Origin of the sequence: Sphingomonas sp. R86520, assembly GCF_042466285.1 — a bacterium.
In the GTDB taxonomy this organism is placed as follows: Bacteria; Pseudomonadota; Alphaproteobacteria; order Sphingomonadales; family Sphingomonadaceae; genus Sphingomonas.
On sequence record NZ_JAXHBZ010000001.1, the window covers coordinates 1,993,894 to 2,013,075 of the forward strand.

The 19,182-nt window shown below is 63.9% G+C and carries 16 protein-coding genes; 7 read left to right on the forward strand and 9 right to left on the reverse strand.

Annotation, left to right across the window (positions count from 1 at the left end):
- Positions 1-9 precede the first annotated feature (9 nt).
- From SJY41_RS09090 to SJY41_RS09125, 8 genes are all read right to left on the reverse strand, one after another.
- Complete coding sequence (locus tag SJY41_RS09090) at positions 10-993, reverse strand: MDR family oxidoreductase (protein ID WP_380781007.1); 984 nt, start codon at positions 991-993, stop codon at positions 10-12.
- A 170-nt stretch (positions 994-1,163) separates the two neighbouring features.
- Positions 1,164-1,841: a TetR/AcrR family transcriptional regulator gene (locus SJY41_RS09095; RefSeq protein ID WP_380781009.1), complete on the reverse strand. Its 678-nt coding sequence runs from the start codon at positions 1,839-1,841 to the stop codon at positions 1,164-1,166.
- Between the two features lie 188 nt (positions 1,842-2,029).
- The gene (locus SJY41_RS09100; RefSeq protein WP_380781011.1) at positions 2,030-4,549 is read right to left on the reverse strand and encodes a TonB-dependent receptor; all 2,520 of its coding nucleotides are present in this window, start codon (positions 4,547-4,549) and stop codon (positions 2,030-2,032) included.
- Between the two features lie 196 nt (positions 4,550-4,745).
- Entirely contained in the window at positions 4,746-6,989 is a 2,244-nt protein-coding gene (locus tag SJY41_RS09105) for a TonB-dependent receptor (protein ID WP_380781013.1), read from the reverse strand.
- A gap of 241 nt (positions 6,990-7,230) precedes the next feature.
- Positions 7,231-7,608: a VOC family protein gene (locus SJY41_RS09110; RefSeq protein ID WP_380781015.1), complete on the reverse strand. Its 378-nt coding sequence runs from the start codon at positions 7,606-7,608 to the stop codon at positions 7,231-7,233.
- Positions 7,602-8,453, reverse strand: a complete 852-nt coding sequence (locus tag SJY41_RS09115) for a sugar phosphate isomerase/epimerase family protein (protein ID WP_380781017.1) — start codon at positions 8,451-8,453, stop codon at positions 7,602-7,604. Before SJY41_RS09115 ends, SJY41_RS09110 begins: the two co-directional genes overlap by 7 nt.
- On the reverse strand, positions 8,443-8,910 hold the full coding sequence (locus SJY41_RS09120; protein ID WP_380781019.1) for a VOC family protein: 468 nt from the start codon (positions 8,908-8,910) through the stop codon (positions 8,443-8,445). The genes SJY41_RS09115 and SJY41_RS09120 overlap by 11 nt, the downstream gene beginning before the upstream one ends.
- A 1-nt stretch (position 8,911) precedes the next feature.
- Entirely contained in the window at positions 8,912-10,054 is a 1,143-nt protein-coding gene (locus SJY41_RS09125) for a sulfotransferase family protein (protein ID WP_380784093.1), read from the reverse strand.
- A gap of 247 nt (positions 10,055-10,301) precedes the next feature.
- Here SJY41_RS09125 and SJY41_RS09130 point away from each other — a divergent pair, with 247 nt between their 5' ends.
- Entirely contained in the window at positions 10,302-11,162 is an 861-nt protein-coding gene (locus SJY41_RS09130) for an SDR family NAD(P)-dependent oxidoreductase (RefSeq protein ID WP_380781021.1), read from the forward strand.
- A gap of 122 nt (positions 11,163-11,284) precedes the next feature.
- Here SJY41_RS09130 and SJY41_RS09135 read toward each other — a convergent pair whose 3' ends face one another.
- A complete protein-coding gene (locus SJY41_RS09135; RefSeq protein ID WP_380781023.1) occupies positions 11,285-12,154 on the reverse strand; it encodes a helix-turn-helix transcriptional regulator in 870 nt (289 codons plus the stop codon).
- Between the two features lie 182 nt (positions 12,155-12,336).
- Here SJY41_RS09135 and SJY41_RS09140 point away from each other — a divergent pair, with 182 nt between their 5' ends.
- From SJY41_RS09140 to SJY41_RS09165, 6 genes are all read left to right on the forward strand, one after another.
- Positions 12,337-13,158, forward strand: coding sequence for an SDR family NAD(P)-dependent oxidoreductase (locus SJY41_RS09140; protein ID WP_380781024.1), 822 nt, complete (start codon positions 12,337-12,339; stop codon positions 13,156-13,158).
- A gap of 13 nt (positions 13,159-13,171) precedes the next feature.
- Entirely contained in the window at positions 13,172-14,182 is a 1,011-nt protein-coding gene (locus SJY41_RS09145; protein ID WP_380781026.1) for a zinc-binding dehydrogenase, read from the forward strand.
- A complete protein-coding gene (locus tag SJY41_RS09150; RefSeq protein WP_380781028.1) occupies positions 14,179-15,429 on the forward strand; it encodes an MBL fold metallo-hydrolase in 1,251 nt (416 codons plus the stop codon). The genes SJY41_RS09145 and SJY41_RS09150 overlap by 4 nt, the downstream gene beginning before the upstream one ends.
- An 82-nt stretch (positions 15,430-15,511) precedes the next feature.
- Positions 15,512-16,417, forward strand: a complete 906-nt coding sequence (gene cysD / locus SJY41_RS09155; RefSeq protein ID WP_380781030.1) for a sulfate adenylyltransferase subunit CysD — start codon at positions 15,512-15,514, stop codon at positions 16,415-16,417.
- Positions 16,417-18,354 (forward strand): sulfate adenylyltransferase subunit CysN, encoded by a 1,938-nt coding sequence (cysN, locus tag SJY41_RS09160; RefSeq protein WP_380781032.1) that lies wholly within the window; start codon positions 16,417-16,419, stop codon positions 18,352-18,354. Before cysD ends, cysN begins: the two co-directional genes overlap by 1 nt.
- On the forward strand, positions 18,351-19,115 hold the full coding sequence (locus SJY41_RS09165) for a 3'(2'),5'-bisphosphate nucleotidase CysQ (protein ID WP_380781034.1): 765 nt from the start codon (positions 18,351-18,353) through the stop codon (positions 19,113-19,115). Before cysN ends, SJY41_RS09165 begins: the two co-directional genes overlap by 4 nt.
- Positions 19,116-19,182: the final 67 nt, after the last annotated feature.

Sequence of the window (19,182 nt, forward strand, 5' to 3'; positions counted from 1 at the left end):
CGTCTCGGATCAGCGGTTGACGTCGACCAGCACGCGCCCGCGCACCTTGCCGTCGATCAGGTCGGCCGCGGCCTGCACCGCGTCCGCGAGGCCGACTTCGGTGGCGATAGAATCGAGCAGCGCCGGGTCGAGATCGTTCGCCAGCCGCTTCCACGCCGTCAGGCGCTTGGCCTTCGGTGCCATCACGCTGTCGATCCCGTGCAGGCTGACCCCGCGCAGGATGAACGGCATCACCGACGACGGGAAATCCGCCCCCTGCGCCAGGCCGCACGCCGCGACGACGCCGCCATATTTGGTTGCTGCGACCGCGTTGGCGAGCGTGTTGCTGCCGACCGAATCCACCACCGCTGCCCAGCGCTCCTTCTGGAACGGCTTGCCCGGTGCGCTGAGTTCCGCACGATCGATGATCGACGTCGCGCCAAGTGTCTTCAGGTAATCGCCCTCGGACGCCTTGCCGGTCGCCGCGACCACGGTGAAGCCGAGCTTGGCCAGCAGCGCCACCGCGACGCTGCCCACGCCGCCGGTCGCGCCGGTCACCAGCACCTCGCCCTTGTCCGGCGTCACGCCCGCAGAAACCAGCGCCTCGACGCACAAGGCGGCGGTGTATCCCGCCGTCCCGATCGCCATCGCCTGCTTCGGCGTGAACGCGGACGGCAGCGGCACCAGCCAATCGCCCTTCAATCGCGCGACCTGCCCCAGGCCGCCCCAATGCGTCTCGCCGACGCCCCAACCGTTCAGCACGACGGTGTCCCCAACCTTCCAGTCGGCATGGCCGGACTCGCGGACGGTGCCGACCAGATCGATTCCCGGGATCATCGGGAACTTGCGTACGACCGGACCCTTGCCGGTGATCGCCAGGCCGTCCTTGTAGTTGAGCGTTGAGTAGGCAACGTCGATCGTCACATCGCCCTCGGGCAGATTGGCCTCGTCGACCTGCGTGACGGCAACGGTCTGGCCGGCGTCGGTCTTGTCGATCAGGATGGCTGAAAACATCGTTGGTCCCCGGTTCTGGCGGCGGCACAGCGCTCAAGCGCGAGCCGCCGCATCATGGAAATACTGTGGCGTCACCCTCCAGAGTGCCGTGCCGAAATTCCATCGAAATGATCGTCGCCCGGGAAATCATCGCCCACCCGCTATACCGACCGAAGACCCGATTTCGTGGTCTACCCGACCTTACTGTGATCGGTTTTGCCATGGTTTAGGATTAGCGCCTCGATCTCGGGGAAGCGGTCCGCGCGCATCGTACCGTGCATCGACAGCCGCAGACTTTCGACGGCAAACCTTCGCGCGAGCACGCGGCGTTCCGCCTCGGTTTTTTCATGCGTCTTGGTCCAGACCGGCCACAGGAAATTGCCCGCCAGCATCATCATCGAGAACACTTCGCTGTCGATCCCCGGCTCGGCTCTGTCAGTCTCGGTAAACCGCCGCAGCGACCCGGCATATTCGCGCCAGAACGGATCGTGCGCCGGTTCGTCGGATGCCAGCAATTGCAGGAACCAGATGCGACACAGCGCGGGGTTGTCGACGGCGAAATCGGCAAGCGTCGTCGTCAACGCGGTGATGTCGACATCCTCGACACGGCGATCCTTCACCGTTTCGGGATCGCCGAATGCGGCATGGAAAAGCTGGTCCGACACCGACTGCGTGGTCGCCGCGACCAGCTGTTCGCGCGTCTCGAAATGCTGGTACGCAGTACCGCGGTTGATCCCCGCCAGCGTCGCCACCGCCGACACGCTCATGCCGTCGGGGCCGTCGCGGGCGAGCAATTCGCGCGCCGCAACCAGAATCACTTCGCGTGTCGCCACCGGATCCCGAGGGCGACGTGTGCGGACATTCGTCATGCGCATTCCCCCCTCGCAGAACCAGGCCCTTACAGTCATGCCCGGCCGCCAAGTTCCTCGCCAGTCCAACGCCGTAGCGTATTTCTAGAGCTAGGACAGTAGCACTGCGCAATACCACCTGGAAAAGCGAACGGCGGACGATTCCCCAATCCTCCGCCGTTCGCATCATGTCGCCGTCGTTCTCCTGTTCAGTGCGATCCGAACGAGAAACGCGCATTGAGACCGAACTCGCGCGGTGGGGTGGTCGTGATCCCCGTGTACGTGCTGGTCGTGGTAACCGCGGCGGCCGAACGGAACGTCGGCGGCTGGAGCACCTGATAGGTCGAGCTCAAAGGGTCGGTCCGGCTGAGGACGCGTACCGTATCGAACAGGTTCTTGGCGAACAGGCTGATTTCCCAATTGCCGTTCGGATCGCGGATACCGGCAAAGAGGTTGACCATCGCGTACTGCTTGACGTTGTCGTAGATGTTCGACGGATCGCTCTGCGACTTGCCGAAATAGCTGGCGAGACCGCGGATATAGACGTCGGTGCCATCGGTGACCGGCATGCCGTATTCCGCCTGAAGCGTCGCGCTGAGCGGTGGCTGGAACGACGACCGCTGCGTGACCGTGCACGAACTGAGGTTGTTTGCACCTACGCGCGCGGCCAACTGGGCCACGCTCGGTGCGGACACGGTTACGTCGGGAATGCCGTCGCCGTTGAGATCGTTACAGGGGATCGTCCCGTTCTTGATCTTGCCCAGCGCGTAGCTGCTGATCAGGTTCAATTTGAGGCGACTGCCGACATCGAAGGCGAGTTCGCCCTCGACGCCGTTGACCGTGACCGGCACCGCCGCGACGAAGTTAAACTGACCCACCTGCGGCGTGACTGTCGTCACGCCAGCGTTCGTCGTCTGATTGTAGTTGATGTAGTAGACGCCCGACTGACCATTCACACCCGGCGAACGAAACACGAAATTGTCGAATTTCTGGTGGAAGGCGCTGGCGTTGAAACGAAGTTTACCATCCATTAGCGTAGTTTTGAAGCCGGCTTCATAGGATTTGGACGTCTCGGGGGGCAGGTTAATGAACGAATTTTCCAGGGCCGATCGCCGCACGCTGAAATCGCCGATTGCATTGATCGCCGCGCGGTAGGAACTGCCCGTGCTCGCGTAAACCATGAATTCACGCGTGAAGTTATGCTTTATCGACGCACTGTAGATCAGCTTGTTATCTTTGATCGAAGGATCCGGCAGGACGACGCCGGGCTGGATAAGCGTTCCTGAACTTTGGTAATCGATGTAGCGCAAGCCGCCCGATACTTCAGTCGACTGCCCGATATGCGCGGTCAGATTGCCGAACACCGATTGCTCGTGCGTCTTGCCGCGACGGCCCACCGGCGTCGTCACGGTCGCGGCGAGACCGCCGCCGAGCGCCGCCGGCAGGAATACTGGCGTCGTGATCAACAGGTCGCTCGGCGAGCTGTTCTTGTTATCGAACACGCCGAGGACGTAGTCGAACGCCCCGAAGACGCGCTCTTCGTTCTGCAAGCGCAGTTCGTGCGACGTCGACTTCACATTGGTGCCCGAAAAATACCCGTAATCATAATTCGGGAAGACGTTGCCATAGTCCTGGCCCAGGTTCGAATCGATCAGCTGCGTGTAATGCTGGAACTGATAGATCAGCCGCTGACCACCGAGGGCCAATTCGGCGCGGCCATTGTAGATGTCGTACTTCTGGTGGATCGTGCGCGGCGTCTCTTGGCTGCTCAGCCGGTCTTCGGCACGGATCGTGATCGGGCTGGCTGCGACCCCCGGGTTGACCTGGTTGAACGATTCGACCTGATCGAACTGCCGCGATCTACGATCGAGACGCTGGAAGCTGCCTTCCAGCCGCAAGGCATCGAACGGTGTCACAAGCGCGCTGACGCGACCGCTATATGTGCGGGTATAGGGATCGCGGCCGTCGATCCGCGGATTGACGGTCTTTACGCGATTGCCCTCGTCCTCGTTGATTAGGCCTGCGACGCGGATCGCGGCGATACCCTCGATGATCGGCACGCCGAGGCCGCCGTTGAAGTTGAGCGTACCGATCGTGTTTCCGGTCAGGTTCGTATAGCCGCCCGCCTTGTAGAGATCGGGCTTGCGCGTCGTGACGGTGATCGAGCCCGACGGCGAGGCGCGGCCGCGCAGCGTACCCTGCGGCCCGCGCAACACTTCGATCTGACCGATGTCGTAGAGCTGCTGCAGCACGACGCCAGCGGTAATCGGCGCGTCGTTCTGGTAGAATTCGACAGTCGGATTCTGGCCGCTCGCGTTGATGTCGAAATTGACGCCGCGAAGCTGCGCGTTGCCGCCGGTGCCGTTCGAATTGCTGCTCAAGCTGAGACCCGGGACGATCGTCGAGACTTCCTGGAAATCGCGGAGGTTGAGCTTGGCGACTTCGGCCGCGGTGACCGCATTGACCACCGCCGGAACGTCCTGGATGCTTTCCTCACGCCGACGCGCGGTAACGATGATGTCGCTGTCCGGCGACAGCGCCTGTGCGGCTGCAGGCGCTGCAGCCTGTGGCACCGGTGCGGTCGCACCGGTCGTTACAGGTGCCGCAGGGTCGACAGACGATGCCGTCGCCGGAACGGCTGCGGTATCGGCCTGCGCCATCACCGACGCCGGCATGGCCAGCGCGATGAGGCTGACACCGATCAAGGCATTCGACGAAAGTGTCCTCACGGTACGATCCTCCCCATGCGCGGCCTGCACGTCATCGCTTCTTGCGATGGCATTACGGATCGCGTGAATAATCTACGAAACCCTTATGGTGAATTTGCCCGGCCGATAAGGTTTTACGACTTTAGCAACCGTATATATCGCCATCACGATTTACCGAAGTTACGCTACAACCTGATGGATCAGTTTCAGTTTCAAATCAGAACTTGGCACCCAGCGAGATACCCCATGTCCGAGGGGAATTCCACACGGCACCGATCCCAAGCGTGTTAAACAAGACCTGGTTTCGGTATCGTTTGTCGGTTAGGTTGTCGCCGAACACTGCAAGCGTAAAGCGATCGGACGAATCAACCCATTGCACACGCAACGCTGCGACTTCGTAGCCTTCCTGTTTATACTGTTTCGACGCGTCGAAATAGAAACTCGACGTATAATAGACATTCCCCGACAGGCTGAACTTCCCGCCCGCGAGCGCAGTGTGATAGGTTGCACCGACATTGCCGGTGAAATCGGGCGCGCGCTGCATCTGGTAGCCGCTGGAATCGTTGATCGTCTGCGCGATCGAGCCTGCCCCGATCGCACCGCAGGCCAGCGACGGCACCGCACCGGTCGGGTCGCAATAGCTGTAGAACGGCGCCTGCGTGAAGTTGCGGTAGCGCGCGTGGGTGTACGCGCCGCCTATCGTCAGGTCGAACGCGCCGGTGAGCTTGTAGCGCACGGAAGATTCGATTCCGCCAATCCGCGAACTCGCCGCGTTGGTGATCAGCGCCAGCCCGCTCTGGAAGCTCGACACCTGCAGATTCTTGTAGAAGTAATAATAGGCGGCGATGTCGAACGAGAGGCGGCGATCGTCGTATTTGTAGCCGACCTCGAACGCGTCGATCCCCTCCGGCTTGATCGGCACCGCGGAGGCACCGCCGACGTTCAGGATGCCCGCCTTGTAGCCGCGGCTGAACGATGCGTAGACGCTCGACACGTCGCTAGGCTTGTAGCGCAGCACCGCGCGCGGCGTGACGCGGTCGGTCTTGTAGTCGGGGACGTCGAACCGCTGTTGCGTCACCGGGATCAGGAAATACGCGTCGCCGACGACGTCGTGGCCGTAGCGGACGCCACCGGTCAGGAACAGCTTGGGCGAGAGTTCATAGGTCGCGTCGACGAAGGCTGCATAGGACCTGGTGGTCGTGCTCGATCCCCCGAACGGCATGTACGGCGGGGGGCCGAACGCGGCATTGACGAAATAAGTGTCGCGGTTGCGGAAATAATACAGACCCGCGGTCCATTGCAGCTTGCCGCCCGGCTTCGACGTGAACAGGAATTCTTGCGTGAACGTGCGGTTGCCGATGCCGAGGTTGATGTTGAACAGCGGGATCGCGGTCGCATCGAGATCCTGGAGATTGACCGCGTCGTCCTTGCGCACCTGCGTGTACGAGGTCAGGTCCGCGAACCCCAGGTCGGCCTTGATCGTGCCCTGGAACGCATCGGTCTTGTTAGTGAACCGGGTCGGCGTCGAGGGGACGTTGATGACGTCGCCGGGCCGCGTGGTGTAGGTCGATGGCGGCGCGAACGCATAGACGAGCGCGCGACCCGTGCTGTCGTTGGTGCCATATGCCGCGGTCGGCACGCGGCTGTAGAACCCCGATCCGCCGTTCGGATCGGCATACGCGTTGGTCAGCAGCAGCGTGGGATCGTCGGTCTTCGAATGCGTATAGCGCAACAGCACCGAGATAGCGTCGCTGACGTCGACCTTGATCCCGGTGCGGACCGACCAGTTCCTATACTTCCCGACCTTGTCGTCGTCGTTCGCGATGTTGCGGAAATAGCCGTCGCCCTTGCGCAGCAATCCCTCGACGTCGACCGCGATCCGGTCGCTCAACCCGACTGTCGCATAGCCCTGATAGGTCTGCGCGTTGAACCGGCCATAGGTCGCCTTGAATTCGGCGGCCGGCTTGGTGCTCGGTTCTGCGGTGGTGACGAGAATCGCGCCGCCCGTCGTGTTGCGCCCGAACAACGTACCCTGCGGACCTTTAAGCACCTGGATGCTGCGCGTCTTGGTCAGGTCGAACGCGGTCGCCTCGGGGTTGGCGACGTAGAAGCCGTCGACGTAGATTCCGACGTTCGGGCCGCCGCCGGAGGTGGTGACCGCGGTGCCGACGCCGCGGATGGTCGGTTGCGAGAAGCTGCCCGAACTATCGAAGCGCAGTGCGGGCGTGACGCGCGCGACGTCGGACAACTGGTTGATGTTGGCGGTCGCGAGTTGTGCCTCGCTGATGCTGGTGATCGAAATCGGCACGTCGCGCGAGCGTTCTTCACGACGCTGTGCCGTCACGATGATCTCGCCATCGACGGTAGTCTCGGCGGCCGGTGCAGCGGGCACCGGTATCTGAGCGGGCGCGGTCTGGGCGAGCGCGGCATCAGCCATCACCAGCATGGTGGCAATCCCCACGACCGACGCCATGCTTCGAGCAGCCGAAACCCTCACCCCTACTCTCCCTGCGGCGTTTTATTTTTTGGATCCACCTCCCCACAGCGGAAGTAGACAGGTGTGTTTATTACGCCAGCGGTGCGGTCGTGTAACGCGATATCCGCACGGCGGACGTACCGCCTATCGGATATCGCGGCAGCGATCGAAGCGCGATCGAAGCGCGATCGACCCGCGTTCCGATCTCGCTCTGTCGCGCCGTCGATCAGGCAGGCCCGAACCGAAACACGCAGAGCTTGTTGCCGTCCAGATCGCGGAAATACGCACCATAGAAGCCATTTGGATCGTCACCGCGCACGCCGGGCGCGCCTTCGTCCTTGCCCCCAAGTTCGAGCGCCTTGGCGTGTACCGCATCGACATCCGTCCGGTTCGCTACCATGAACCCGCCCTGCGTACCGTTGCCGACCGTCGCCTCGCCCTCGAACGGCAGGCCGATCAGCAGCATCGCGCCATCCGTGCCCTTGTACGCGATCATGTTGGGTCGATCATAGGCCAACCCCGCCCCGACCATCGCCGCGATCGGATCGTAGAAACCGCGCGCCCGCGTCAAGTCGCGCGTCCCGAACCGTGCTACCGTCAACATCCATGGTCTCCTTGATGGTCGACCAACGCATGCGCCGCAGCGACGACCGGACGCAACCGGTCGATCGGTGGCTCGCCGGCGCTGGCTCGTGCGAACATCGGCACTTCGAGGCCGATGGCGATGGTCTCGGGCAGTACCGCGATCAGATCGGCGAGCGGCAGTTCGCCCTGCCCCGGCGTGCGCCGTTCGAAGCTCGCCTCGCGGAAATAATCGGGCTCGGTCGCGACGAGCGGTACGTCGCACAGCTGCGCATAGCCGATCAGGTCCGGATCGAGCGCGGCAACCTGCGCACATGTCCCGCCCGATCGAAACAGATGCATCGCGTCGACCAGCACGCGGAAGTTCGGCCGGTCGATCCGCTCGACCAGCGCGACCGCTGCGTCGAGCGTACCGATCGCCAGGCCCGGCGCGAACTCGATCGTGGCGTTCATCCCCCGCGCCGCAGCCATGTCGGCCAATGCCGCAAACTGATCGTCGGACCGTGCAACGTCAGGCTCCATGCCCACGCCGCCTAAGCATTCCGCACCAAGTTCGGCCATCAGGTCAAATTCCGCCGCACGGTCGCGCATGTCGACTCCCCGCCGTACAGCAAAGCCCTCGCCGAGCGAGATCGTCACGCCCCGCTCGCGCATTGCCGCGATCATGGCCCGCCGTAACGCTGCGTCGTCGCGCAACGACCAGCCCGCATAGCCATGCGGATTGAACGGCGCCGGACCGAGACCACTCGAAATATGGCCGCATCCGAGATCGGCGGCCAGATGGACATGCGCGACCGGATCGAGCCCGAACACGCTGAGCAGCTCGATCCCCAACCTGCTCATGATCCGTGCGGCGTCATCGCCCACCCATCCCGGTCCAGCGATCGGGCACCATCCAGACATATTCGGTATAGTGGCCGAGCCAAGGCCGCGTATCGGTATAGGCGAATTGCAGCAGCCCCGGCGTGCCGCCCTTCAGCACGATCGGGAACGGCTGCGCCTCGATCTTCGCCATCGCCGCGTCCCAGTCATCGACCACATGACAGACATGGTGGAATGCGAGCCCGTCGCCCACGGGCAGCGCATCGCGGTAGATCGCGAGCACGTCGCCGTCCTTCGGCTCAATCAGTTCGTAATTGAGATCCTCGACCCACACGAAGGCGAGCTTCTGCACGCCCCGTCCCTCGCCCTGCGGCGTCCAGACCTGGACCGGGGTCTCGATCTCGAAGATCGTCCGCACGTCGGCGTGCCGCCTGAACCCGGCGACCGCCTTGTCGACGTCGCGCGTGACATAGGCGTTCTGATAATGCCGGCCGATGCTCATCTCAGCCCTCCCGCGCGACGTCGTACTGCGACAGATAGCGTTCGAACTTCGGCGCCAGCGCCTCGACCGACAGGCCATATTGGTCGAGCGCGTACTCGTGCTTGCCGAATTTCCCCTGTGGGTTCTCGTCGAGCCACGCCAGCATCGCCGCCTCCGCCTCGGGCGTCAGCGTATCGCCCAGATCGGCATACAGCGTGCGGATCGCCGCCATCGGATCGCGCGTCACGTCGGCATAATGCACGTCGACGATCCGGTCGTGGCCGAGCCGCTCACGCGTATCCATGATCCGGTCGAGGTGCAGCTGCGCCTGATACGGGCAATCCTCGCCCAACCATTCGTAATCGACCTTGCCGGTATAGCCGCGGTGGGCCATCGACAGGATGCTGCAGAACGAGCTGGTCGCGGTGAACGGATCGCGGTGCGCCCAGATCAGCTGCGCATCGGGATAGGTCTCCAGCAGCGTATCGAGCCACAGCGCGTGGCTCGGCATCTTGAGGCTCCACGCACCCGGCGCATCCGCCTGCAACAGCTGGAGGAAGCGCTTGTGATAGGTGTAGGCCGACGTCATGTCGGTCTGGAGCAGCCAGTCGCGATACGCCTTGAGCTTGCCGCGCGATTCCAGCGCAAGTCCCTTGAAGTCGTGGATCATGAAGAACATGCACTCGTTCGGATAGACCGCCGAATTGCGATAATATTTGCCCATTTCCGGCCTTGCGGCGAGCATCGCCTTTTCCTGCGCGAGCTTGGCGATCGCGCGCGGATCGGTCTTCAGCGTCGCGGTCGTCGGTGGCGGCACCGGCTCCTCGATCTCCCACGTCAGCGCCGACCGCCGTGCCGGATCGCACGCCAGCAGGTTGCTTAGCAGCGTCGTGCCAGTCCGCGGCATGCCGAACACGAACAACGGCCGCTCGACCGGCCGGGTCAGCAGTTCGGGGCGCTTGGCGAGATAGTCGGTGGTCTTCAAACGATCGACCAACGACTGGACCAGTCCGCCGCGCATCCGCTCGATTAACGGTTCGGGATGATCGTAGGAATTATAATCCGCGAGCAGGACGTCGAGCCCTTCGCGATAGGACTCGGAATCGAACCGGTCGAGGCCGGCCGTCGTCATGGCCTGTTCGATGAGCGCGTCGGAAACGAGCATCTGGCTCACAGCATTCTCTCCCAATGTCGTCTTTTGCCGGCATCATGCGCAGCGCTTCACGGTGCGCCAATGCCGTTCGATGTCGCGATCCGGCCTGGATATCCAGATCGGGCCATAACGCCGGACCGTCATGCTGCGCAGCATCGCACCCGCGATCCCGGCGTCTCCGGCCCCGCCATCGATTGCCGCCACCAAATTTTGGAAGGACGTTGGGACGAGAAACGAGGCGATGATCGGGAGGGTATCGATGGCGTTACGCGTGGCAGTCGTGACTGGCGCAAGCTCGGGGATCGGCAAGGAAACCGCCAAGGCGCTCTCGGCGCAAGGATGGCACGTGATCGCGTTCGGACGCGATCCGGCGCGTACCGCCGCGGCCGAAACCGAAATCCGCGCCGCGTCTAACGGTGGCAGGGTCGACATGATCCGCGCAGACCTGTCGCGCATGGCCGAGGCAACGCGCGCCGCAGACGCGATCGCCACACTCGCCCCCCGCATCGACGTGCTGGTAAACAACGCCGGTGGCATGGCGGACCGCATGGTGGTCACGAACGAGGGACTGGAGGAGAATTTCGCCGGCAATCATCTCGGGCCGTTCCTCCTGACCAATCGCCTGCTGCCGCTGTTGCGCACGGCGGCCCGCGATGCGCCGAGGGGCAGCGTGCGGATCGTCAACACATCGTCGGACGGCGGCGAGATGATCCCCGGCCTGCACTGGGACGACTTGCAACTGTTCGACGCGTTCCTCGCCGGTCGCGCCTATTGCCAGGGTAAGCTTGCCAACGTGATGCACGCACGCGGCCTCGCGTCGCGGCTGGCAAACGACGGCATCGTTGTCCACGCGCTGCATCCGGGCACAGTCGATACTAACTTCATCACCCACGCCGACGCGACGACGCAGGCGCATATCCGGACGCGCGCGACGATGAGCCCGAAGGCCGGTGCCGACGCGCTGATCTGGCTCGCGACCGCCGACGAGCCGGGGCGATCGACCGGCGGCTATTACCACCAGCGCACGCGCATGCCGCCCAACCCGTTCGCGCTGGACGACGCCAACGTCGAACGCCTGTGGCGCGAAAGCGAACGGCTCGTGGCGTCGGCGGACGACTGACCGAGCAATCTCATCCTCGCCCGCCAGGGGAAGGATGAAGAAACAGCGGTTATTACTTACCGGCCCCTCCGTCTGGCGAGCGCCAGCCACCTCCCCCTGCCAGGGGGGGATGGGTAGCTCCTCTACTCCCTCCCCCGCAGGTGCCGCTGGCGGAACCGGAGCGGCGTCACGCCGGTCGCGCGGCCGAACGCGTAGGAAAAGCCCGATGGCGAGGCGAAGCCGAGCGCGAACGCGATAGATTTGATGCTGTCGTCCGACGATAGCGCACGCTTGGCCATCTCGATCCGCGTCTGCCCTATATGGTCGCCGATCGTGAACCCGCGGCTCGACCGGAATCCGCGCGTAAGCTGGCGGATCGACACCGAACACAAGTCCGCCAGCTCGCCAAGCGACGGCGGCGGTCCGCCACGATGCAACCGCTCATCGATTAACCGCAGCCGCCAAGACGCGAGCCCGCCGGTGATCGGGTTATCCGAGATCGCCTCAAGGTATCGCGCAAGTTCGATCGCCAATTGTCCCGCGATCATCGCAGCGAGTTCCGCGCTGCCGGTGCCGCCATGCCGCATCTCATCGGCAAGCCGGGACAGGCACGACCGGATATACGGGTGGACGATGTCGAGCCCGCCCTCCAGCCGGCGATCGGTCCAATCGAGCGGGGTCTCGAGCCAGTGATCGACCGAATCGGCATGGATCTCGCACGCGATCGACGCCTGGTTGTCGCCCGCATCGGTCCGGATGTGAAGCGCCTCACCGGGCGGCACGAGAAAGATCTCGCCCAGCCGTTCGAACCGGTGCGGACCCCACCGTTCCGAATAACAGCCGCGCGCCTTTTCGGGACGTGGCGTCAGGCACAGATCGAGCCAGTAATGCGCGCCGCGGCGGAAGACGTGGTTGGTCGGTTGGTCGTTCGAAAACCGCATGATCCGCGCCATCCCGCGTGGAATCGGCAATTCCGCCTCGAACGCCGATTGCGTATACGTGTCGGTCTCCAACGCCCGTTCCCCCCCCGGCAGCATGGGTTCGTACCGCGCAGCATAACCGCGTCGACCTTTGGCTATCTAACGACATAATGGCCTGGCGTCGACAGGCAGTGCGATTGCGGCATGACGCACGATGCCCGCACATTGGTCGCAAGGACCGGCCCGGGCAAACCAGGGCGTGGCAGGAGGATGTATTGGCAAACGCACTTTTCGATTGCACCGGCAAGGTGACGCTCGTTACCGGTGGCAACAGCGGGATCGGCCTGGGCTTCGCGCTCGGCGTCGCCAAGATGGGCGGCGACGTCGCGATCTGGGCCCGCAACGCGGATAAGAACGCCGCTGCCAAGGCCCAACTCGAAGCCGCCGGTGCAGGCCGCGTCGAGACCTATCAGGTCGATGTGTCGTCCGAAGACCAGATCGTCGCCGGCTATGCGAAACTGCTCGCCGATTTCGGACGGATCGACTGCGTCTTCGCCAATTCGGGCCGCTCGTCGAAGTCGCGTTCGGTACTCACGCTGGACTCGGCCGAATGGCACGACCTGCTCGCGGTCAATCTCCACGGTGCGTTCTTCACCTTGCGCGAAGGCGCCAAGGCGATGGTCGCGCGCGCCGAAGCGGGCGAGCCCGGCGGCAGCCTCGTCTATTGCGGCAGCTTGTCGATGTTCCACGGTATCCCCGGCATCAACAATTACGCGGCCTCGAAGGGCGGCATGGGCGCCGCGGTCCGCGGAATGGCGGCCGAACTCGGCAAATACGAGATCCGTGCCAACACCATCGCGCCCGGCTACACCAAGACCAGCATCGGCAGCGACGCCGGTCATAGCCCCGAGATGCAGGCCCGCATCGTCGCGGTCGACGCGCATTTTTCCGCCAAGACGCCGATCCGTCGCCCCGGCACGATCGAGGATTTCGAGGGCATCGGCGCCTATCTCGCCAGCGACGCCTCGCGCTTCCACAGCGGCGATACGATCGTGATCGACGGTGGCAGTGCCATCTATCCCCCCTACGCCTTCTGATCGGGGACCCAGCATGCGCCGCCTGACCATCCATCACATCGACGACGTCCGGCTCGATGCCTACGCGCGTCCGGAGCATGGTCCGAAGGACGTCGTCGTCCGGATGAAAGCCTGCGGGATCTGCGGGAGCGACCTGTCGTACATCAAGAACGGCGGGATCCCGGTGGCCGGCACGATGACCGCGCTCGGCCATGAGGGCGCTGGCGAAGTCATGCACGTCGGCGACGAGGTCGAGGGACTTCACATCGGCCAGGCGGTCATCGTCAACCCGATGAACACGCCGAGTTTCATCGGCAGCGGCGGCCCCGAAGGTGCATTCACCGAGGAACTGCTGGTTCGCGAAGGCCGGCTGGGCCACAGCCTGTTGCCGATCCCCGAGGGCATTCCCTTCGACGTCGCCGCGATGTGCGAACCGCTCGCGGTCGCGCTCCATGGCGTCAACCGGTCCGAGGTGACGGCCGGCAGCAAGCTGGTGATCTTCGGCTGCGGCCCGATCGGTCTCGGCATGGTGATGTGGGCGGTCGATCGCGGCTGCGACGTGATCGCGATCGACCTCGCCGACGAGCGCCTCGATCGCGCGGAGGCGCTCGGCGCACGGACGATCAACCCGGCACGCGAGGATCTGGTCACGCAGGTCAAGGCCTATCACGGTGCGGAAATGTATTTCGGCCGCGAGCGCGCCGGCACCGATGCCTATATCGACGCCGCCGGTGCGCCTTCGATCCTCGGCGACGTCGTGCGGATGGCGAAGCGTCACGCGCGCCACGTCATTACCGCGGCCTATCTGAAACCGATCGAACTCCCCGCGGGCCCGATGCTGACCAGCGAAATGACGATCACCACCGCAGTCGGTTACCCGTCCGAGTTTCCCGACGTGATCGCCGCGATGCCCCGGTTGCACGACAAGATCGCCGCGATGATCAGCCACAGCCTCCCGTTCGATGCGGTACTCGACGGCCTGAAGATCGCCGCCACGCCCGCCTCGGCAAAAGTCATGATCTATTTCGAAGGAGCCGGTTCATGAGCGACAAGCAGACACCGCTGGGCGCGCTGGTGACGGCCGGCGCAGGTCAGACCGACGCCGAGGTGATCACCGACACCATCTTCATGGTGAAGGACATATCGAACGCCTACCTCGTCACGACCAGCGACGGCGACCTGCTGGTCAACACCGGCTTCATCGGCAATGGTGAGCGCAACAAGGCGCTGTTCGCACCGCATCGCACCGGTCCGCTCAAGCGGATCATCCTGACGCAGAGCCATGCCGATCATTACGGTGCGCTCCCTGAGCAGCGCGAAGACGGTACGCGGGTCATCGCGGGCGCCGGGTTCACCGAGACCGCCGAGTATTTCGATACGCTCGCGCCGTTCCTCGGCCGGCGCTCGGGCAAGTTATGGGCGTCGATGACGCGCCGCAGCGGCCCGCCGCCCGCCCCGCCGAAGATCGTGCCCGATATCGACGTGACCGACGTTGAAACCTTCGAACAGGGCGGACGCAATTTCGAGGTCCACAATACGCCCGGCGGCGAGACGCTCTGCGCGGTATTCATATGGTTGCCCGAAGAGCGGACGATCTTCACCGGCAATCTGTTCGGCCCGGTCTGGCGCGCAATGCCTAACCTTGTCACGATCCGCGGCGACCGCCCGCGCCTCGTCCGCGCCTATCTCAAATCGCTCGATGCGGTGCGCGCGCTCGAACCCGAGCTGGTCATCACCGGGCACGGCGAACCGATCCGGGGGGCCGATCGGATCCGCGCGGATCTCGATGCGATGCGCGCCGCGGTCACACATATCGAACGCGAGACGATCGCGGGCATGAACGCGGGCAAGACCGTTCACGAGTTGATGCGCGAAATCACGCTGCCGGCAGACGGCCAGATCGGTGAGTTCCACGGGAAGGCGTCGTGGGTGGTGCGTGCGATCTGGGAGGAGAATGCCGGCTGGTTCCATTATGCCGACGGCACCACGGCATTGTACGGCGTGCCGCGTACCGCGGTCGACGCCGATCTCGCGGAACTTGCCGGTCCCCCGGCGCTGGTCGCCCGTGCCAAGGCGCATGTCGCAGCCAGCAAACCCCTCGAGGCGCTCCACCTCGTCGACATCGCACTCTCTGTCGAACCCGCCGATGCGGATGCGCTCGGAGTCAGGAAAGCGGCGCTCGAACGCCTCGCCGCGATCTCGGGAGGTTCCAACCTCAGCGAAACGATGTGGTTGAAGGCGGAGATCGCCGACGCCGACGCTCGGCTTAGTACTGGGCTTGCCGCGGGATAGCGAACGCCTTCCTTGCCGAACACTGCATAGATTGCCGGAACCACCCGGCGCTGGGCAAGCGGCCCCGCGGAGATACGATATCATGGCCAAGACACTGACCCATCTGGAACGGCTCGAAGCGGAGGCGATCCACATCATGCGCGAAGTCGTCGCCGAGGCGGAGCGCCCCGTGATGCTCTATTCGGTCGGCAAGGATTCAGCCGTCATGCTGCATCTTGCGCGCAAAGCGTTCTATCCCTCGCCGCCGCCCTTCCCGCTGCTGCACGTCGATACGACGTGGAAGTTCAAGGCGATGTACGAACTTCGCGAAAAGGCTGCACGCGAGGCTGGCATGGAGTTGTTGGTCTATCAGAACCCCGAAGCGATCGCGCGCGGGATCAACCCGTTCGACCACGGCGCGCTGCACACCGATATGTGGAAGACGGAGGGGCTGAAGCAGGCGCTCAACCTGCATGGGTTCGATGCGGCCTTCGGCGGCGCGCGGCGTGACGAGGAAAAATCGCGCGCGAAGGAACGCATCATCTCGTTCCGCACCGCGACGCATGGCTGGGATCCAAAGAACCAGCGACCCGAACTGTGGAACATCTACAACGCGCGGAAATCGAAGGGTGAGAGCATCCGGGTTTTCCCGATCTCGAACTGGACCGAGCTCGACGTCTGGCAATATATACAGCTCAACGACGTCCCGATCGTCCCGCTCTATTATGCCGGCATGCGCCCGACGGTCGAACGCGACGGCATGCTGCTGATGGTCGACGACGATCGCTTCCCACTCGCCCCCGGCGAAGTTCCCGTTGAACGCTCCATCCGCTTCCGAACCCTCGGCTGCTACCCCCTGACCGGCGCGGTCGAGAGCACGGCGTCGACGCTGTCCGAGATCATCCAGGAAACGCTGCTGACCACAACCAGCGAACGCCAGGGCCGCGCGATCGACAAGGATTCCGGCGGCGCGGGCATGGAAAAGAAGAAGCAGGAAGGCTATTTCTGATGAGCGACATCGCAACCCAGGATTCGGTGTACCAGACCGAGGCGTTGATCGCCGAGGACATCGACGCGTATCTCGACCAGCACCAGCACAAGACGATGCTGCGCTTTATCACCTGCGGCTCGGTCGACGACGGCAAGTCGACGCTGATCGGACGGCTGCTTTACGATTCGAAGATGATCTTCGAGGATCAGCTCGCGGCACTCGAGGCGGACAGCAAGCGCGTCGGCACGCAGGGCGGCGAGATCGATTTCGCGCTGCTGGTCGACGGGCTCGCGGCCGAACGCGAACAGGGCATCACGATCGACGTCGCGTATCGATTCTTCTCGACCGAAAAGCGCAAGTTCATCGTCGCGGATACGCCCGGCCACGAACAATATACCCGCAACATGGTGACCGGCGCATCGACCGCCGACCTCGCGGTGATACTGATCGACGCGCGCAAGGGCGTGCTAACTCAGACCAAGCGCCACAGCTATCTCGCGCATCTGATCGGCATCCGGAACCTGGTGCTCGCGATCAACAAGATGGACCTGATCGGTTACGACCAGGGGCGCTACGATGAGATCCTCGCTGAGTATACCGAGTTCGCGAAGAGCATCGGCATCACCAATTTCACGCCGATGCCGATTTCCGGCTTCAAGGGCGACAACATCTCGCTCGCGTCGAAAAACATGCCTTGGTACACCGGGCAGACGTTGATGGAGCATCTCGAATCCGTCGATGTCGACGTCGACGACGACCAGAACAAGCCTATCCGTATGGGCGTACAGTGGGTCAACCGCCCCAACCTCGACTTCCGCGGCTTTTCGGGACAGGTCGCAGCGGGCATCGTCAAGCCCGGCGATGCGATCCGCGTTCTGCCCGGCGGCAAGACCTCGACGATCAGCCGTATCACGACGCTCGACGGTGATCTGCCCGAAGCGGTGGCGGGGCAGTCCGTCACGCTGTCGTTCGCCGACGAGATCGACTGTTCGCGCGGCAACGTCATCGCCGCATCGGAGTCCCCGCCCGAAACCGCCGACCAGTTCGAGACGACGATCGTCTGGATGGACGACGAACCGCTGATCGTAGGACGCTTCTATTGGCTCAAGCTCGGCACGCAGATGGTGTCGGCGACGGTCCGCGAACCAAAATACCAGGTCAACGTCAACACGATGGAGCATCTGGCCGCCAAGACGCTGGAACTGAACGCGATCGGCGTCGCCGAGATCACCACCGATCGCGCGATCGTTTTCGAACCGTACGCGCAGGGCGACGCGGCACCGAACAAGGTGCTCGGCGGGTTCATCCTCATCGACAAGATCACCAATGCGACCGTCGCGGCGGGCATGGTGCACTTCAGCCTGCGGCGCGCGCAGAACGTCCACTGGCAGGCGACCGACATCGGTCGCGACGTGCATGCCAGCCTCAAGAACCAGAAGCCCGCAGTGCTGTGGTTCACCGGGCTATCGGGTGCGGGCAAATCGACGATCGCCAACGAGGTCGAGAAGGCGCTCAACCTGATGAACCGCCATACCTTCCTGCTGGACGGCGACAATATCCGCCACGGATTGAACAAGGACCTGGGCTTTACCGAGGCCGATCGGATCGAAAATATCCGACGCGTCGGCGAGGTGGCGAAGCTGATGGCGGACGCCGGATTGATCGTCCTCACCGCATTCATTTCGCCGTTCCGTGCGGAACGCGACCTGGTGCGCTCGATGCTGCCTGAGGGCGAGTTCATCGAGATCTTCGTCGATACGCCGCTTGAGGTGGCCGAAGGGCGCGACGTGAAGGGGCTCTATAAGAAGGCCCGCGCTGGTGATCTGAAAAACTTCACCGGGATCGACAGCCCGTACGAGGCGCCGCTCAACGCCGAAATCCGCGTTAACACGGTCGCGATGACCCCGGCCGAAGCCGCAGAGTTCATCGTCCGCAAGATCATGCCCCTCAAATGAGTGTCGCCTCCGACACTGTGGTCGAGAGCGACGTCCGTCTTGCCGAACGTCTTGCAACCGAAGCGGGCGCGATCCTGCTCGGGTTGCAGGCGAGCAGCGGGCTGACCGGCAAGGAGCTGGGCAAGGCCGGCGATGCGCAAGCCAACACCTTCCTGATGCGGACGTTGCGCGCGGCGCGGCCGGATGATGCGATCCTTTCCGAGGAAGAGAAGGACAGTGGCGATCGCTGTTCGGTGCGCCGCGCGTGGATCATCGATCCCTTGGACGGGACGCGCGAATATGGCGAAGGGCGCACCGACTGGGCGGTGCACGTCGCGCTCGCGATCGACGGTGTCGCGACGGTCGGCGCGGTCGCGCTGCCGGGGCTTGGGCTAACGCTGACGTCCGGCGCGCCCAAGCCGCTCGAACCGGCGGGTGAACCGTTGCGCATGCTGGTCAGCCGTACACGGCCGGCAAGCGAAGCGGTCGCTGTAGCGGAGGCGGTCGGTGCGACGCTGGTGCCGATGGGTTCGGCAGGCGCAAAGGCGATGGCGGTGGTGCGCGGCGAGGCCGACATCTACCTCCACACCGGCGGGCAGTATGAATGGGACAATTGCGCCCCGATCGCGGTCGCACAGGCGGCGGGGTTGCACGTCAGTCGCGCCGACGGGTCGGCGTTGGTGTATAATTGCGCGGATCCGTATCTGCCGGATCTGCTGATCTGCCGACCGGAACTGGCGGCGCGGGTACTGGAACTGGTAAGGGCGTTGCCGGCGGTATGATTAGGCCAAGCGTTTACTTCGCATACCGCACCACCCCCGCGAAGGCCGGGGCCCAGTTGGCAAAGCT

Excerpts from the sequence above, each read along its gene's own strand:
- SJY41_RS09090 (WP_380781007.1), bottom strand. The coding sequence starts at position 993 with ATGTTTTCAGCCATCCTGATCGACAAGACCGACGCCGGCCAGACCGTT.
- SJY41_RS09095 (WP_380781009.1), bottom strand. The coding sequence starts at position 1,841 with ATGACGAATGTCCGCACACGTCGCCCTCGGGATCCGGTGGCGACACGC.
- SJY41_RS09110 (WP_380781015.1), bottom strand. The coding sequence starts at position 7,608 with ATGTTGACGGTAGCACGGTTCGGGACGCGCGACTTGACGCGGGCGCGC.
- SJY41_RS09120 (WP_380781019.1), bottom strand. The coding sequence starts at position 8,910 with ATGAGCATCGGCCGGCATTATCAGAACGCCTATGTCACGCGCGACGTC.
- SJY41_RS09125 (WP_380784093.1), bottom strand. The coding sequence starts at position 10,054 with ATGCTCGTTTCCGACGCGCTCATCGAACAGGCCATGACGACGGCCGGC.
- SJY41_RS09130 (WP_380781021.1), top strand. The coding sequence starts at position 10,302 with ATGGCGTTACGCGTGGCAGTCGTGACTGGCGCAAGCTCGGGGATCGGC.
- SJY41_RS09145 (WP_380781026.1), top strand. The coding sequence starts at position 13,172 with ATGCGCCGCCTGACCATCCATCACATCGACGACGTCCGGCTCGATGCC.
- SJY41_RS09150 (WP_380781028.1), top strand. The coding sequence starts at position 14,179 with ATGAGCGACAAGCAGACACCGCTGGGCGCGCTGGTGACGGCCGGCGCA.
- cysD (WP_380781030.1), top strand. The coding sequence starts at position 15,512 with ATGGCCAAGACACTGACCCATCTGGAACGGCTCGAAGCGGAGGCGATC.
- cysN (WP_380781032.1), top strand. The coding sequence starts at position 16,417 with ATGAGCGACATCGCAACCCAGGATTCGGTGTACCAGACCGAGGCGTTG.
- SJY41_RS09165 (WP_380781034.1), top strand. The coding sequence starts at position 18,351 with ATGAGTGTCGCCTCCGACACTGTGGTCGAGAGCGACGTCCGTCTTGCC.